Below are 15,923 nucleotides of genomic sequence, written 5' to 3' on the forward strand. Positions count from 1 at the left end.
ATAAAAGATCCAGTCCATGAACGAACCAGATCGCAACGAGAGGCGATACATCACCTCGGACGGAATCAGCCTTGCGACCGAAAACACCGGCATCACGAAGCCAAAAGCCCGCATCGTTGTTGTCCACGGCTATGGAGAGCACAAGGGGAGATACTCCCACGTCATCTCGCGACTTTCGAAAGCGAGAATCGACTGTCATCTTTTCGACTTGAGAGGACACGGCTCATCGGAAGGACCTAGGGGCTACGTCAGATCGTTCAATGACTACCTCTCAGACCTAGTAAACATAATAAAAACAACCCAGAAGGAAGAAAAGCTCGGCACAAACGGACACAAAGACTCCGGCTCCCTAAAGACACCCCTTTTCTTGCTTGGCCACAGCCTAGGCGGTCTAATTTGCCTGGGCTACATCCTTCGACCCAACATCCCTCTATCAGGCGTCATCCTAAGCAATCCATTTCTTGAATCCAACATCAAGGCACCTCGAATCTTGGAGTTCGTTCTGCGGCGGGCTGCCAAAATCTTCCCTAGATTGAGTATCCCCGGGCGGATCGACCCGTCCTTCCTAAGCCGTGACCCTTCGGTCGGAGACAGATATCGAAAAGACAGACTTATCCTTCGAAAGCTGAACATCCGTTGGTATCTTGAAACGGAGAAAGAGCAGCGATTTGTTCTATCGAACCGCCGACGGATCGGCACGCCAATGTTCTTGGCGCTTGGCCTCGAGGATCCAATCGCGGTTCCAGAAACTGCTTTTGGTCTATTCCAGGCTACGGCATCGCCCAGCAGCCGGTGCCTTCGCCTGCCTTCCTTGCGCCATGAGGTGCTGAACGAACCAGGCTGGGAAGATCTCGTAGACAAGATGGAGGTTTGGATCGATCAGCAGCTCGAGAATCCTCAAATAGCCTAGACCCCCGTCATTCCGTTTTCCGCCACGTCAGGGAATGAAGTTGGTACGAGCCACCAGCCAACCAACCACCGGTAGAGGAGAAAGCTCAATGATCACCGATCTTGCCGAAGGCGGAGATCGGGCCGGTCTCCCTACTCGCCAGCCAGCGCAAACGCCCCGCGGAAGAGGTTCTCCACCACCGAGTCTTCCACCGGCTCAATGCGCGCCGCGCAAACCTTGTACTCCCCGGTCCCGGTCACCGCATCACCGGCATCGGTCGTCAGGTAATTGGTGCGCGCTTCCGGGAAGTGGAAAGGCATCCAGATGCTGTTCGGCCGCACCTGACGGCTGACCATGGCGCGGCAGCGCACCCGCCCGCGACGGCTCACCACATCCACCAGTTGCCCATCCTCGATGCCGAGCTTGCGAGCATTCGAGCGATGGACCTCCACGAACGCCTCCGGCTGCTTCCCGGCCAACCCCTCATTGCGGCGAGTTTGGGTGGCGGCGTTGTAGTGGTAGAGCGTGCGGCCGGTCGAAAGTACCAGCGGGTACTCCGGATCCGCGCACTCGAAGGGCGGCCGGAAGTCCACCGCCTGGAACAACCCCTTGCCGCGCAAAACGCCGCCCTTGTGCAGATACTCGGCGCTCGGTGATTCGGCCGTCGGCACCGGCCACTGCAGGCCACCCTCGCTCTCCACCCGCTGGTGTGAAATGCCCGAGAATTTCGGAGCCAGAGCCGCCATCTCGGCGTAGATTTCCGAAGGATTCGAGTACTCCGGCTGCTCCAGACCGGCCCGCTTCATAATGTCCAGCAGGATCTCCCAGTCGGGCCGGGCCTGGCCGGGGGCGTCGATCGCTTTGCGCACCTTCTGCACTCGGCGATCCGAATTGGTGAACACCCCGTCCTTCTCGGCGAAGCAGGCCGCCGGTAGAATCACGTCCGCCCAGCGACAAGTTTCGTTGAGAAAAATGTCCTGCACCACCAAGAACTCGATGCCGTTCAAGGCCTCCTCCACCCGCCCCACGTTGGGTTCGGAGATCACGATGTCCTCGCCCATCAGGAACATGCCCTTGATCTCGCCGAGGGACATCGCCTTCATCATCTCGTTCAGGTTGAGACCCGGCTCCTCTCCCTGAGGAACTCCCCAGGCGCGCTCGAACTTCTCGCGCACTTCGGGGTCGATCACTTCTTGGTAGCCGGGATAGTAGATTGGCGTCGCTCCGGCGTCATTGGCGCCCTGCACGTTGTTCTGGCCACGCAGCGGATTCAGACCGGTGGAGCGTTTGCCCAGGTGACCGGTCATCAACACCAGGTTGGAAAGGGCAAAGACGTTGTCCGTGCCGGTGGTGTGCTCGGTAATGCCGAGGGTGTAGTAGATACCCGCTTTCTCGGTGGTGGCATAGGTGCGGGCCACCTCGCGGATCATCTCGGCCGGCACGCCGGTGATCTTCTCCGCCTCCTCCGGCGGGTAGTCCTTCACCGTGTCGCGCACCGACTCGTAGCCTTCGGTATTGGTGGCGACGAACTCCCGGTCCACCAGACCTTCCTCCACGATGACGTGGGCCATGGCATTCAACAGCCACACGTCCGTCCCGGGTTCGAGTTGGAGGTGCCAGTCGGCGATATCCGTCAGCCAGATGGCACGGGGATCAGAAACCGCCAGCTTGGCACCGCGCTGCACCGCCCGCTTCATCTCCATGGCGATGATGGGATGCGCCTCGGTGGTGTTCGATCCGGTGACGAACAAGAAGTCCGCCTCGCGTATCTCCGGGATCGAGTTGGTCATCGCCCCGGCCCCAAACGTGGTCACCAGACCGGCGACCGTGGGAGCGTGTCAAGTGGCGGCACACTGATGGACGTTGTGTGTTCGAAAGGCCGCCCGCGCCATCTTCTGCACTAGGTAGTTCTCCTCCACGGTGCAGCGGCTGGAACTGATGAAGGCCAGGGAGTCTGCGCCGTGGCGCTCGGAGACGCCGGCGATGCCCTCCACCACCCGATCGAGGGCCTCGTCCCAGGTGGCCTCGTGGAACTCACCGTCGGCGCCACGCACCAGCGGCGTGGTCAGGCGGTCGTCGTGGTGGATGAAGTCGTTGGCGAAGCGCCCTTTGACGCACAGATTGCCGTCGTTCAAGGTTGTGCCCGGCGGCGGGCTGGTGACCTTGACAATGCGCTCCGCCTCGCGATCGACGTTCAAATCGATCTGGCAGCCGACGCCGCAGAAGTTACAGGTGGTGCGCACCTTCTCGAGTTCACTCTCGGCCTTGCCGTAGAGGATGGCCTGCTTCTCGGTCATGGCGCCGGTCGGGCAGACGTCGACACAGCCGCCGCACAGCTCGCAGGTGGTGTCCATCAAACCGGCGCGGTCGGCTGTGGAAATGGTGGTGTGGGCGCCGCGACCGGCCAGGGTGATGGCGGAAACCGCCTCCACCTGGTCGCAGTAGCGGGTGCACAGCGAACAGGCGATGCAGCGGTCCGGCCGGAACTGGATGAAGGGGTTTTCGTCCTCCGGGCGACCCTGGCGCGGAGTTTCCACGGACGGCCACTCCCCGGCGGTACCGTAGGCGTCGGCGTGCTCGAAGATGCGCGAGGGATTGTTGTCCTCGGCCCGCTCGCGTTCGTCCACCGTGTCCGCCAGGTGGAGGGACAGGATGAAGCGACGGTTGCGCTCCACCTTCGGCGTTTGGGTGCGCACCACCATCCCGGCCCGGGCCTTGGTGGCGCAGGCCGGCTGCATCAGCCGCGCCCCCTCCACCTCGACCAGACAGATGCGGCAAGCCGCCGCCGGAGTGAGGCGCGGATCATGGCACAGGGTGGGGATCTCGATCTCCGCCCGGGCCGCTACCTGGACGAGGGTTTCCCCCTCCTCGAAGGTTAGCTCGTTGCCGTCGAGCACCAGCATCGGACGGTCGCCAGGATTCGCATGCGCTTTGCCGTTGTTCTTGCTCATCGGGTCCTTCCTCAGTTCGCTTCTTCCAACACTACGAACGTCCAAACTCTTCCGGCCAGTACTTTCTCGCTGAGGTCAACGGCAGCGACGCCGCCTGACCCAGGCCGCAGATGCTCGCCTCGGCCATGCCCCAGGACACCTCCTGCAGATGCTCCAGAGCCGCCACCGAGGTGCGATCGTCCCGGAATCGCGCCAGTGCTTGCCGGATCATTTGGGTGCCGATGCGGCAGGGGGCGCACTGGCCGCAGCTTTCGTCTTCGAAGAAGATCGCCTGGGAGATCGCCGCTTCGAGCATGCTCGCCTCATCGTTCAAGACCACTACCCCGGCGGAGCCGAGCATCGAGCCGGCTTCACCGAGGGTCTTGAAGTCCATTGCGATGTCCATCTGCGAAGCCGGCAGAAAACCGCTCGACGCACCGCCCGGCGAGAAGGCCTTGAGGGTGCCGACGGGGCCGCCGGCGGCCGCCAGCAATTCGGCCATGGAAACCCCCAGCGGCAGCTCGTAGACCCCCGGCCGGGCGACATCGCCGGAAATGCAGTAGAGCTTGCTGCCCGGCGCCGTCCGCCCGAGATCTCTGAACCATCTCCCGCCGCGCTGGAGGATCGCCGGCACGCAGGCGATGGTCTCGACGTTCTGGATCAACGTCGGCTTGCCGCGGAAGCCCTGCTCCACCGGGAACGGCGGCTTGAGGCGCGGCATGCCGCGCTTGCCTTCGAGAGCCTCCAAAAGCGCCGTCTCCTCACCGCAGATGTAGGCGCCGTGGCCGTCCACGAAGTGCCAGACGAGGGAATCATCGAGATCGCCTCGAGCGGTGGCTTCGGCCAACGCGGCCTCCAGGCGCTTCCGGGGCAGACCGAACTCGCCGCGGATGTAGAGATAGATGTCCTGGGCACCCAGGGTGTGGGCGGCGATGGCGAGACCTTCAAGCACCAGGTGGGGACGCCGCAGCATCACCTCGCGATCCTTGAAGGTACCGGGCTCGCCCTCGTCGGCGTTGAGCACCACGTAGCGTTCCGTCACCGCCTGGCCGCGCACGGCGTTCCATTTGATGTGAGCCGGGAAACCGGCGCCGCCCCGCCCCTGGAGGCCGGCCGCCTCGACTTCTTCGCACACCCAATCGGCACCGCGCTCCAGAGCCAGCGGCAGCGCTCCCCAGGCTTGTTTGTCTGCGCCGGCAAGATTCATCGGCAGTTCCGGATCGTCCGGGGTGAGAGTGCAGATAGGTTCCGGATTGTCGACATGCGGTTGCCAAATCGCCGGCGCCTGATCGCACAAGCCCAAGCACGAGGCATAGGCCGCGTCGGTGCCCTGGGTTTCGAGGGCGGACATCACACCCTCGCAGCCGGCGAGGGCGCAGGAAAGGCCGTGGCACACCCGCACACCGGCATTGGGATCCGCCAGCAGGTGGTAGAAGGTGGCGACACCGTAAATATCCGCCTCCGGAACGCCGGTTTCGCGATGCACCTGGCGCACCGCACCGGGGCGCAGTCCACCGGCCTCTTCCAGCCGCTCCAGCACTTCTTCGCGTCGCGCTCCTTTGGGCAACATATCGTTCTGAAGTATAGCCCGTCCCTCTCGCCACGAAGTGGCAGAGAAGAATGAGCCAAAGACCTTTTCGTAGACGTCTCCACACCGAAGGAACAGATACACTCGCTCGCGACCCAGGGCCCGACTCCCGATCCGTAGGGCAAGACTCCGAGAACGCGAACATGGAAACAGAAGTCATCATCGTGGGCGCCGGGCCGATCGGCCTGGAAACCGCCGTCGCGCTCCAGCGGGAGGGCATTTCCCACCTCCATTTCGAAGCCGCCTCGATCGGTTCGACCATTGGTTGGTACGCACCGGACACGCATTTTTTCTCCTCGCCGGAGCGCATCGCCATCGCCGGCGTTCCGCTCCAGACGCGCGACCAGTCCAAGGCGACCCGCGAGGAATACCTTCTCTACCTGCGGACCGTGGTGCAGCAATTCGACCTCAACGTGCGGACCTACGAACGGGTGACCGCCATCGACAAACAAGGGAACGGCGGTTTTCGGGTATCGACCGAAGGCCGAAGCGGTCAACGTACCTGGACGGCAGAGAAGGTGGTACTCGCCATCGGCGACATGCATCTGCCGCGGCGGCTAGGGATCCCCGGCGAGGATCTACCGCACGTCAGCCACTACTTCGAGGATCCGCACCGCTACTTCAAGAACCGAGTGCTGGTGGTGGGCGGCAAGAATTCCGCCGTCGAGGCGGTGATCCGCCTCCACCGGGTAGGTGCCCAGCCGACCCTCTCCTACCGCGGACCGGATCTCGACCCGGACCGCATCAAATTCTGGCTGCTGCCGGACATCCGGGCGCTGATCCGCGACCGGCGGGTACCCTTCCTGCCGGCAACCTCACCCGTCGAGATCCAGCCGGAACGGGTGGTGCTCGAGCACATCGAGAGCGGCAAGCGAGAAGAGATCGAGGCGGACTTCGTCCTGCTCCTCACCGGCTACGTGCAGGACGCGAGTCTGTACGAGGGAGCGGGCATTGCCCTCCAAGGTCCCGGCAAGAAACCTCGCTACGACGAGGCCACCATGGAGACCGACGTGCCGGGGCTCTACGTCGCCGGCACCGGTGCGGCGGGCACCCAGCTCGCCGGCGTCAAGGCCTTCATCGAGACCAGTCACGTGCATGTGGACCGGATCGTCGCCTCCCTCACCGGTCGGCGGCCGCCGGGCTCCGCGGCTCCGGAGTACGAGCTGCCGGAGAGCTGACTTCCGGCGCCAGGGCCGACAGCTCGGCAGACTCGAGAGCTACCGCCAGGATCGGCACCGGGACAGCGAACGTCAGCAGTCTTCGCAACGTCCTGAACATGGGCGGTATGCTACCCGCGCCGTGCCTACCGCGTCGCCCTCCGCTTCACCGCAGTCCTCCCCGCCGGAGGAGGCTTCGCCGACCGCGGATCTCGCCATCGTGCTAGGCGGCGGCGGTGCCCGGGCGGCCTACCAGGTGGGAGTGATCCGCACTCTGGCGCGACACCGGCCGGACCTGCGCATCCCGATCATCACCGGCGTTTCCGCCGGCGCCATCAACGCCATTTACCTGGCGTCCCACGCCGGCAATCTCTACGAGACCGCCGAGGGACTCCATCAGCTTTGGGAAGACCTAGAAGTGGACGAAGTCTTCCGGGTGGACGCCCCGTCCCTGAGCCGCCTAGTGCTCGCCTGGGGCCTGCGGCTGGTCACCGGCGGTGCCCGCCGAGCCCGTCGGGTCAGAGCGCTGGTTGACACCGCGCCCCTCGACCGCCTGCTGGCGAACTGCCTGACCAACGTTGGCCGGGAAGTGGTGGGAGTGGAGGCGAACCTGACGGCAGAACGCCTCAAGGCGGTGGCTCTGACCACCCTCGACTACGCCACCGGCCAGACGGTCACCTGGTACCAGGGGCGCGACATCGAAGACTGGGAGCGACCCCACCGCAAGAGCGCCCGCTGCCGCATGACCATCGACCACGTGATGGCCTCGGCCGCCCTGCCGCTCCTCTTTCCGGCCATCCGGTTGGGCAACTCCTGGCACGGCGACGGCGGAGTGCGGCTGACGGCACCGCTGTCACCGGCGCTCCACCTGGGCGCTTCACGGGTGCTGGCCATTTCCACCCGCTACGACCGCAGCCGCGCCGAGGCGGACGAGCCGAACATCACCGGCTACCCGCCGCCGGCGCAGATCCTCGGATTGCTGATGAACGCCATCTTTCTGGACCTGATGGACCAGGATCTATCGCGACTGCAGTTGATGAACCAGGTGATCGCCGACCTGCCGCCGGACCATGGCAAGGACCTGCACCACGTGGAGGTGCAGGTAATGCGGCCGTCTGTCGACCTCGGCAAGCTCGCCGGTCAGTATGAAGTGCGGCTGCCCAAGGTCTTCCGCTTCCTCACCCGCGGCCTCGGCACCCGCGAGACCAAGAGCCCGGATTTCCTGTCGCTGTTGATGTTCCAGCCGGACTACCTACAAAAGCTAGTCGAAATCGGCGAGAACGACGCCGAGGCCCGGATCGAGGAGCTCCTCGCCTTGGTAGATGGCGGGCGGGCGCAGCGGCCCGCCTGACGGAGAGGCTACGCCACCGTCACGCCAGCCTCCAGATACACGTCCTGGATGGCGTTCAGCAGCTCCACTCCCTCGGCCATCGGCCGCTGGAAGGCCTTGCGGCCGGAGATCAGGCCGGCGCCGCCGGCGCGTTTGTTGATCACCGCCGTGCGCACCGCGTCCGCGAGGTCGCTGGCGCCGGACGAGGCGCCGCCAGAGTTGATCAGGCTGGCCCGGCCGGAGTAGCAGTTCACCACCTGCCAGCGCACCAGATCGATCGGATGGTCCGGTACCAGATCACCGTACACCCGGTCGTGGGTGTGGCCGAAGCCGATCGCCGGGTAGCCACCGTTGTTGGTCGCCAACTTCTGCTTGATGATGTCCGCCTGCAGGGTCACGCCGAGGTGGTTCGCCTGGCCGGTGAGATCCGCCGCCGCATGATAGTCGGTCCCGTCCTTCTTGAACCCGCTGTTGCGCAGGTAGCACCACAGCACCGTCGACAATCCCAGCTCGTGAGCCTGGGCGAAGGCCTCGGCGATTTCGACCAGCTCGCGGTCGCAATCCTCGCTGCCAAAGTAGATGGTGGCGCCGACGGCGGCGGCGCCCATATCCCAGGCCTGCTCCACCTGAGCGAACAGGATCTGGTGATAGCTCGACGGGATGGTGAGCATCTCGTTGTGGTTGAGCTTCACCAGGAAGGGAATCTTGTGGGCGTACTTGCGAGCCACCGCCCCCAGCACGCCGACGCTCGACGCCACCGCGTTGCAGCCGCCCTCGATCGCCAACTCCACAATCATCGCCGGATCGAAGTACGCCGGGTTGGGGGCGAAGGAGGCGGCGCCGGAGTGTTCGATGCCCTGGTCCACCGGCAGGATGGAGAGGTAACCGGTACCCGCCAGGCGACCGGTGTTGTGCATCCGCTCCAGGTTGACCAGAACCTGCGGTTTGCGGTCGGAATCGCGCCAGGCATCGTCCGTGTGGCTCGGACCGGGCAGATAGAGATCGCTCTTCGGAACGGCACAGGTGTGCTGGAGCAGGGCGTCGGCTTCGTCGCCGAGCAGTTCCTGAATGCGGTCGATGGTCATGAGTCTCCCCCCTCGGCACCCGCCCGAACCGGATCGCAAACTGCGGTCGGTTTCCAAGTAGCCGTCGAAGTCTGATAGCTAGCAGACTGCAGAGAAGGCGCTTCGCGCATGATCTCAGCAGGTCTGCTAGCGTGTTGTTTTTAGGGGGCTGGGCGCCCCCTCACGCGAAAGCCTGGTCTTTTCACGCTCACCCCGTCCGCGACGGCTACGCCGCCGCCTCGCCCGCCGGGCTCGGGACAGCGTACTCGTTAGGTTGGTTTACAGCACCCGCTTGGCTTCGGTGGCAAGTCGCGGGCCTACATGGACGGAACGAACGATCGAAAAAATGGCTGATGGCGATTCCTTCCACCCGCAGCCTGAGAGGCCAGTTTAGCAGGCATTTTTCCATCTCTGGGAGCCCCATCCGATGACCACCCCCGAACGCTTCGCCCGGGTGCGAGAGGTCCTCGACCGCCGCCAGCCGGACCTGACGGTTCTGCTCGAGAACGTCCATAAGCCGCACAACTTCTCAGCCATCCTGCGCAGTTGCGACGCGGTGGGGATCTGCGAGGCCCACGCCATTACCCCCACCGGCGACCGGCCTAAGCTGCACAATGCCGTCACCAGCGGCGCCGGCAAATGGCTCAAAGTACGCTCCCACGACAACATCCAACACGCCCTCGGGGCGCTCAAGGCGGAAGAATTCCAGGTGCTCGCCGCTCACCCGGCGGAGGGTGCCATCGACTACCGCCAGGCGGACTTCACCCGCCCGACGGCGGTCCTCCTGGGCCAGGAGAAGGACGGTGTTTCGGTCAACGCCGCCGCCGGGGCGGACGGCTGGATCGTCATTCCGATGTTCGGCATGGTGCCGTCCTTGAACGTCTCCGTGGCGGCGGCGCTGATCCTGTTCGAGGCCCAGCGCCAGCGCGCCGCCGCCGGCCTCTACGACCGCTGCCGGCTGGACCCGGAGGTCTACCGGCGCACCCTGTTCGAGTGGGCGTACCCGGTGTTGGCGGAGCGCTGCCGACGCCACAAGGTGGACTACCCGGAGCTGGGCGAAGACGGCGACCTGTTGGGCGACGTACCGCGCGGCTAGGCCGACCCTCCGGCCCTCCCAGCACACCCGTTACCGAAATCCCAAGAGGATTTCGCCGTCGGCAGCCCGTGCCGAGCTTTCATGACCAAATGTATAAATAAATATAACTTGCTTTTGATTTAAATGCATTTAATGCTGACCCATCTTTTCACGACCTATAGGAGAACGCCATGAAGCTGAGCCGACTTTCCCTACTGCTGATCCTGCTCACCGCCCTGATCTCCCTTCCCGCCCTCGCCGAGGACGCCGGCAACTGCTTGATCAACGCCCTCGCCGACGACCCCGCGATGACCGCGACCGAGTTGGAACCCCTCACTGAGGCGGAATTCCTCGCCGCAATCAAGCCCGAAGCTCCAAGGTCCAAGGTCAGTCTTCTGCGGCCGAGCGGTGAAGGCAATGCATTCTGCGAGTGGTACGACATCGATTGTGGGAACGGCACGACGGACGAGTGTTGCGGCTCCCAGAGTAGCTGCGGATCGTACTGCGCGGAGGTCTGCGGACAAGAATGCGAGTACGTCGAAGAATGACGAATCGCTTTTGACGCCGCTGTCTAAGGCCAGAACCCAAGGTCGACGCCCGCCGTCGGCTAAGGGTCCCACAGCCCGGCGGGTAGGAGATCTATTGGGCTAGGGCCCCTGGTTCGGCACCGTCGGCTCCGGTACCTTCAGTCCCAGGTAGGTGCCGGAGCTGATGCCCATCAGGGCGAGCAGGGTTTCGCTGAACTGCGGCATGGCGAGGTCGCGGTAGACGTGGGCCGCGAACACCACCGCCAGCACCAACGTCCAGGCGGCAATCTGGAAACGGTGAAAGCTGACGCCGTTGGCATCGCTCAAGATGTCGAGCAGCCAGCCTTCGGAGCGGTGCTGGATCTTGGCGAGCTGAGACTCATGGGCCTTGACCTGCCGGGTCAAGGCACGCCCTTCGGCGACCTTGGCCTGCACATCGGCCGCTGAGCCGGCCTTCGGCAGATCGGCGGTTTCCTGCGCCAGATCGGCGAGCTTCGCCCGGGCGGAGGACAGTTTGAGCTGGACGGCCTGCGCCGTGGCGGCGGCCAGCGGAGCGTCTAGCTGAGCCTCCTTCCCCTTGTCGACGAACGCCGATGCGATGGACGTCCCGCCGCTAATGGCGAGGAGCGCCACTACCGTGCCGGTGATCGACGAGCTGTAGTCGCCGGTCACCATGCCGATCAACAGATAGCAGGCGAGCACCAGGAAGAACCACACCGCCGCCTGCAGCCGCGACAGGCTGTACGGCCGCCGGGCATCGCCACCGGGCTCTTCGCCGGGATCCCGCAGTACATTGCTGCGGGTGGCCAAAAGAAAAAAAACGATCAGCAACCCGACGAAGGCGACGCCCCAGAAGGCCAGCCAACCGCGCGGCAGCGCCAAGAAATCAACGGTGGCGTCCGATGGGAGGGGTACCTGATCGTCGAGACCCACCGACACCCGCATGGTGCGGGCCCGGAACCGCGGCTTGCCGAGCACTGCGATCCAGGCCTCCCGCGCCGACTCCTGTTCTTCCCCCGCATCGATCTCGCGGCGCAGCGAGAACCTCAACTCGCCGGCCGCCGGATCGGTCTGCGGCCAGGCCGTCACGCCGGGAAAGGCGCGATCGTTCAGGAACAACACCACCGACCGCGAACGCCCGTCGCGCGCCTCGAGACAGCGAGCGTGTTCGTACAGATCGCCGAGGCCGGCGACCCGGACGGTGAGCGTTTGCCGCAAACGCACTCGGTCCCGCTCCGTCCCTCCGGCATCGAAAAAGGCCTTGGCCACTCGCGCGGATCCCAGTGGACAGGGGGCCAGTTCCTCCGCCGAGACCGCCGATCCGACAACGACTACACACCCCATGGCCACACCAGCGACCCAACTCGTCAGTGATTTGCGCTCTAACATTCCTATCCCCCTCCAGTCCCTGAATTCCAGTGCTCGGATCTCGCGCTGTCGTCCGTCTGGAACCTCGTCGCGTTGGTGTTTCTCTCATCTTAGGGGACGGACGGAGCCGGAAGGTTTCGTCCGCCGAGGGATCGGTTCAACGGGCTGGGGTCGCCTCGCGCGACCGCTCCCGACCGAAGAACACGAAGGCCGAATAGCCCGAGGCGACCATGCTCAAAACCACCAGCAGACCGAGCTTGGCGACGGTGGGATTGCTCGAGAACAGCAGCACGCTCAAGCCGATACCGACGACGGCCACATTGGTCATCACCCGCCGCCCGAGAGCTCCGGAACTCCCGTAGCCGAAGGCCAGGTGAATGGTGTAGTCGAGACCCACTCCCATGCCGAGGGCCAGGAAGCAGGACGAGGCGACCCCCAACTCCAAACCGACCCAACCGGCCAGGCCGAGCACCAGGGCCAGGGCCCAGAGCACCGCTAGAAGACAGCGCAGCGACTGCCACCACCTTCCCGACGAGACACCGAGGGCGATCCAGGCGAGAAGGAGAGAGGCCGCCACCGAGCGCCCCTGGGTCTCGACCACCGTTTCGATCAAGACCCGCCCGCGCTCGGCGCTGCCGCCGAATGCGGCGGCCACGGACTCACCGAACTCTTCCTCGACCAGCCGTTCGAGGGCGCGGCGGGCATCGCCAGCGACTTCGTAGTCGTCGCCGGTCACCGACAACATCAAGCGGGCGGTGGTCTCCGGCCGGTCGATGAAAAGGCGAACGAAGATCTCTTCATTGAACAACCGGTAGGTGGTCAACAAACGCCGGATCTCTTCCCTACCGGCGGGTACCGGGGGTCGCGGGAAGGTATCCTCGATCCTTGCGGCCGTCTCCAGGCCGCTCTCCAACTCCCAGGCGCGATCTTGCACCAGATCCGCCAGCGAGTAGACAAAGGGCACTCGCGGGGTCGACGCCGCCCGGTCGCCGAAACGAGCGAGCTGTAGGAGGAGTTCCGGTTCTGTCCAGGGTCGCCCGTCGAGGCGCTCCAGCAAAAGGTCGTAGCGGTAGAGGCCAACGGACTCCTCCTGAAACCAGTTGACTTGCCGCACCACCGGATGCTCCGGGTCGAAGTTGCGGGTCCAACCGTCGTCGATACGCAGCCGCAAAATGCCCGGCAGGATGACCAGCGAAAGAGCGATCGGCGCAAGGCGCACCCACCCCGCCGGCAGTACCAAGGAGCGGCTCTGGCGCGCCCATTCGGGTCCCTTCAACCAGCGCATTCCTCCGAGCAGCACCGGAATGAAGATGAGAGTGAAGAACCACGAAAAAATCACCCCGATGCTCGCTAGCAGTCCAAAGGCGCGCAGCGCCGGGACGTCTGTCGCCAGGAACGATCCCAAACCGATGACGGTGGTGAGTGTGGTGGCGGTGACCGGAAAAAACACCCGCCGCGCCGCTCGCCAGGCGAGAGAGGATACGGCGGCCCGCGGGTTCAGCTCGCGCAAGCGGAAGAATTCCCCGAAGAGGTGGATTTCGTCGGCGATGCCGAGAGCCGTCACCAGCACCGGCACGAGGGCGGTCATCAACGACAGGTCGAGGTCCAGGCGCTGCAGCACCCCGATGGTGCACACCACCGCCATGCCGACATCGAGCACCGAGACCAGGGCCAGCGACGGCGAGCGGAAAACCAGCCACAGGAGAGCAAACACCACCAGGAAACTCCACGGCAAGATGCGCCGGAGATCGAGCAGAATCTCCTCTCCCAGGGCGTTGAGAACAATCTGACGGCCGACGATTCGCACTCGGTAGGCGCCCGGGCGCCGGACTTCGAGGGCGGCGAAGGCGCGGTCGATATGCGGCTGTAGGGAACGGACACCGGTGCCCGACAGGGCCGAGATCTCAAGGAAGGCCGTGCGCCTCGTATCGTCCGCCGCCAACCGCCGAACCTGTTCCGAACCGGTGAGCGCCGCCGTTACCCACTCGGCTCTCGGCGGGCGCAACACCCAGGGTGCGTCCAGCCGGGATCGGGGATCGAAGCGCGCCCGATAGAGGCGGTCCGTCAGCAGCATTCCGATGTTGTGATTCTCCGTTAGGCGCTCGACGAAGAAGCGGTAATCGGATCGGAAGCGCGGATCGTCGACTCGCCGATGGCGGCTTTCGAGGCCGAGGATGATTCGCTCATAGGTGCCGAAGCGCTGGCGGATCTCCTCATCCACCGCCAGCACCGCGCTGCTCTGCGGCAGAAATTCACGGTCGTCCACCCGAATACGGATTTCGGAGATGCCCAGCGCCAGCCAGACGACCAGAGCGGAACAACCGGCGACGATCGCGAGCGGGCCGAGGCGCGCCGCCCAGCGACGTCCTCTACTAGCCACGGGCTGAGCAGAGGCTGACGGTCGCGGCGCCGAGCGGGCCGGAGCCGAGTTCGCCGGCATCGAGAAGGTCGCCGTCGCCATCGTCATCGTCCACCAGATCGGTGGCGACGATCGACCCGCGCCTCACCTCGACCTCTTCGCCGAGGCGCGGTGAATCCGCCGCGAAGTCTCCCAACGGATCCCTCTCCAAAGCGCCCGCCAGCAGGGCCAGGTCGCGACGCGACAGGGGTCGCCGTACCCAATGATGGAGCGAGAAGCGGATGAACAGCTCGCACTCTTCCGATGTACCATTCCCTTCGAGAGCGGGCCACAACACCGACCGGCTGCGGAGCCGCTCCGAAAGGTCACCTCGGTAGAGAAGGGGGTTCTCCTCGGGCCATGAGGGGACCGCCGCGGGTAACAACTGTTCGCCGGCCCGCCAGGCGTTTAGCTGTCGAATCGGCTCCGGCGGTGTGAGGCGAAAGGCCTGCCAGAGGATCGCTCCCAAGGCGAGAGCGAAGAGGAACATGATCCGTTGCCGCGTCGAACCCTCCCGCATTTGCCGATTTGTTCCTTTCTTTGAATCTTGGATTATTATAGAAAGGTGAACTTTTGACCGTCAAGGATCCATGAAGTCCCGCCGCCAGCCGTCCTGGCCGAGGAGTAGCCGGCCGGCGGCCGAACCCGGCCTACCGGCGGCCAAGGGAGGATTTCGCAATGCTTCGTGATCTTCAGCACGCCTTCCGGACCCTTCGCCGCGGTCCCCTGTTCGCCCTCGCCGTGGTGATGACTCTGGCCCTCGGAATCGGCGTCAACGCCACGGTGTTCGTGCTGGTCGATCGGCTGCTATTCAACCCGCCGCCGGTTCGGTCGATCGAAGACCTGGTGGCTGTCTCGGCGATCAACACCCAGGATCCCTCGATCCGCAACCCGGTGTCCTACCCCAACTTCGAAGACCTGAGGGCGGCTTCCGAATCCCTCTCGGACCTCGTAGCGCACACCTGGATTGAGGTTGCACTGTCCGACGGGGAACGGCCGGAGCAGGTGCTCGGCCAGTTCGTGAGCAGCAATTTCTTCGACGGTCTGGGGGTCGGGGCGGCGGCCGGCCGTACTTTCGGAGAAAATCCCGGCCGCGAGGTGATCCTCAGCCACCGCCTCTGGCAGCGCCGATACGGCGGCGATCGCGGAGTGATCGGCAGGACGGTACAGCTCAACACTCTTCCCTTTACGGTCATCGGCATCGCTCCGCGAGGATTCCATGGGCCATCCATGGCGACCGCCTACGATCTGTGGGTCGCCACCACCACCTCGCGGGACATCCTCGGCAGTGAAGACTTTGTACAGAGGCGAGCCTGGGGCATCTACGAGTTGATCGGTCGCTTGGCGCCCGGGGCTACACTGGAGAGGGCCGCCGAAGAGTTGACGGTCGTGGGGCGCCGGCGCGCCCCACCCAAAAACAAGGAAAGCCCCCAAAAAGGGGGCGCCGGGCGGGACTGCACCGAAGCCCCCCACCCCGAAACCGAGGACACCCCACCCATCCTGGGCGCCCGGCGGACCGAAAAACCGCACACCCACCCCCCGCGCCCCCCGGCGAGAGATCTCACCGCCCCCCCCAAGCTGTCGGGTATGGCGCGCG

12 protein-coding genes are annotated in these 15,923 nt (G+C 64.7%); 6 read left to right on the plus strand and 6 right to left on the minus strand.

The annotated features are described in order from the left end of the window. The first annotated feature begins 16 nt into the window (after positions 1 to 16). Positions 17 to 910, plus strand: coding sequence for a lysophospholipase (locus AAF481_20040; GenBank protein MEM7483456.1), 894 nt, complete (start codon positions 17 to 19; stop codon positions 908 to 910). 131 nt (positions 911 to 1,041) lie between these two features. Here the strand turns inward: AAF481_20040 and fdhF are convergent, their stop codons facing one another. Further along, complete coding sequence (gene fdhF, locus AAF481_20045; protein ID MEM7483457.1) at positions 1,042 to 3,840, minus strand: formate dehydrogenase subunit alpha; 2,799 nt, start codon at positions 3,838 to 3,840, stop codon at positions 1,042 to 1,044. A 31-nt stretch (positions 3,841 to 3,871) separates the two neighbouring features. After that, positions 3,872 to 5,389 carry an NADH-ubiquinone oxidoreductase-F iron-sulfur binding region domain-containing protein gene (locus tag AAF481_20050; protein MEM7483458.1) on the minus strand — a complete coding sequence of 506 codons (1,518 nt, stop codon included), beginning with the start codon at positions 5,387 to 5,389 and terminating at the stop codon, positions 3,872 to 3,874. Between the two features lie 161 nt (positions 5,390 to 5,550). On the opposite strand from AAF481_20050, the gene AAF481_20055 reads away from it, so the two are divergent. Together AAF481_20055 and AAF481_20060 are read left to right on the plus strand one after the other, a co-directional pair. Beyond that, on the plus strand, positions 5,551 to 6,585 hold the full coding sequence (locus tag AAF481_20055) for an NAD(P)-binding domain-containing protein (GenBank protein MEM7483459.1): 1,035 nt from the start codon (positions 5,551 to 5,553) through the stop codon (positions 6,583 to 6,585). A gap of 121 nt (positions 6,586 to 6,706) precedes the next feature. Beyond that, complete coding sequence (locus AAF481_20060) at positions 6,707 to 7,915, plus strand: patatin-like phospholipase family protein (protein MEM7483460.1); 1,209 nt, start codon at positions 6,707 to 6,709, stop codon at positions 7,913 to 7,915. Between the two features lie 8 nt (positions 7,916 to 7,923). Here the strand turns inward: AAF481_20060 and AAF481_20065 are convergent, their stop codons facing one another. Beyond that, positions 7,924 to 8,979: a class I fructose-bisphosphate aldolase gene (locus AAF481_20065; GenBank protein ID MEM7483461.1), complete on the minus strand. Its 1,056-nt coding sequence runs from the start codon at positions 8,977 to 8,979 to the stop codon at positions 7,924 to 7,926. Between the two features lie 406 nt (positions 8,980 to 9,385). On the opposite strand from AAF481_20065, the gene trmH reads away from it, so the two are divergent. Both trmH and AAF481_20075 read left to right on the plus strand, forming a co-directional pair. Beyond that, on the plus strand, positions 9,386 to 10,054 hold the full coding sequence (trmH, locus tag AAF481_20070; protein MEM7483462.1) for a tRNA (guanosine(18)-2'-O)-methyltransferase TrmH: 669 nt from the start codon (positions 9,386 to 9,388) through the stop codon (positions 10,052 to 10,054). A 170-nt stretch (positions 10,055 to 10,224) separates the two neighbouring features. Beyond that, entirely contained in the window at positions 10,225 to 10,581 is a 357-nt protein-coding gene (locus tag AAF481_20075; GenBank protein ID MEM7483463.1) for a hypothetical protein, read from the plus strand. 99 nt (positions 10,582 to 10,680) lie between these two features. On the opposite strand, the gene AAF481_20080 is transcribed toward AAF481_20075, so the two are convergent. From AAF481_20080 to AAF481_20090, 3 genes are all read right to left on the minus strand, one after another. Continuing rightward, positions 10,681 to 11,829, minus strand: a complete 1,149-nt coding sequence (locus AAF481_20080) for a hypothetical protein (GenBank protein ID MEM7483464.1) — start codon at positions 11,827 to 11,829, stop codon at positions 10,681 to 10,683. A gap of 256 nt (positions 11,830 to 12,085) precedes the next feature. After that, positions 12,086 to 14,308 carry an MMPL family transporter gene (locus AAF481_20085; protein ID MEM7483465.1) on the minus strand — a complete coding sequence of 741 codons (2,223 nt, stop codon included), beginning with the start codon at positions 14,306 to 14,308 and terminating at the stop codon, positions 12,086 to 12,088. Continuing rightward, the gene (locus AAF481_20090; protein MEM7483466.1) at positions 14,301 to 14,816 is read right to left on the minus strand and encodes a hypothetical protein; all 516 of its coding nucleotides are present in this window, start codon (positions 14,814 to 14,816) and stop codon (positions 14,301 to 14,303) included. Before AAF481_20090 ends, AAF481_20085 begins: the two co-directional genes overlap by 8 nt. A gap of 188 nt (positions 14,817 to 15,004) precedes the next feature. On the opposite strand from AAF481_20090, the gene AAF481_20095 reads away from it, so the two are divergent. Next, on the plus strand, positions 15,005 to 15,923 hold a 919-nt coding region (locus AAF481_20095; GenBank protein ID MEM7483467.1), incomplete at its 3' end, for an ABC transporter permease.

The sequence above is a fragment of the Acidobacteriota bacterium genome, assembly GCA_039030395.1.
GTDB lineage: Bacteria > Acidobacteriota > Thermoanaerobaculia > Multivoradales > JBCCEF01 > JBCCEF01.

Excerpts from the sequence above, each read along its gene's own strand:
- AAF481_20065 (MEM7483461.1), bottom strand. The coding sequence starts at position 8,979 with ATGACCATCGACCGCATTCAGGAACTGCTCGGCGACGAAGCCGACGCC.
- AAF481_20075 (MEM7483463.1), top strand. The coding sequence starts at position 10,225 with ATGAAGCTGAGCCGACTTTCCCTACTGCTGATCCTGCTCACCGCCCTG.
- AAF481_20040 (MEM7483456.1), top strand. The coding sequence starts at position 17 with ATGAACGAACCAGATCGCAACGAGAGGCGATACATCACCTCGGACGGA.
- AAF481_20090 (MEM7483466.1), bottom strand. The coding sequence starts at position 14,816 with ATGTTCCTCTTCGCTCTCGCCTTGGGAGCGATCCTCTGGCAGGCCTTT.
- AAF481_20050 (MEM7483458.1), bottom strand. The coding sequence starts at position 5,389 with ATGTTGCCCAAAGGAGCGCGACGCGAAGAAGTGCTGGAGCGGCTGGAA.
- AAF481_20055 (MEM7483459.1), top strand. The coding sequence starts at position 5,551 with ATGGAAACAGAAGTCATCATCGTGGGCGCCGGGCCGATCGGCCTGGAA.
- trmH (MEM7483462.1), top strand. The coding sequence starts at position 9,386 with ATGACCACCCCCGAACGCTTCGCCCGGGTGCGAGAGGTCCTCGACCGC.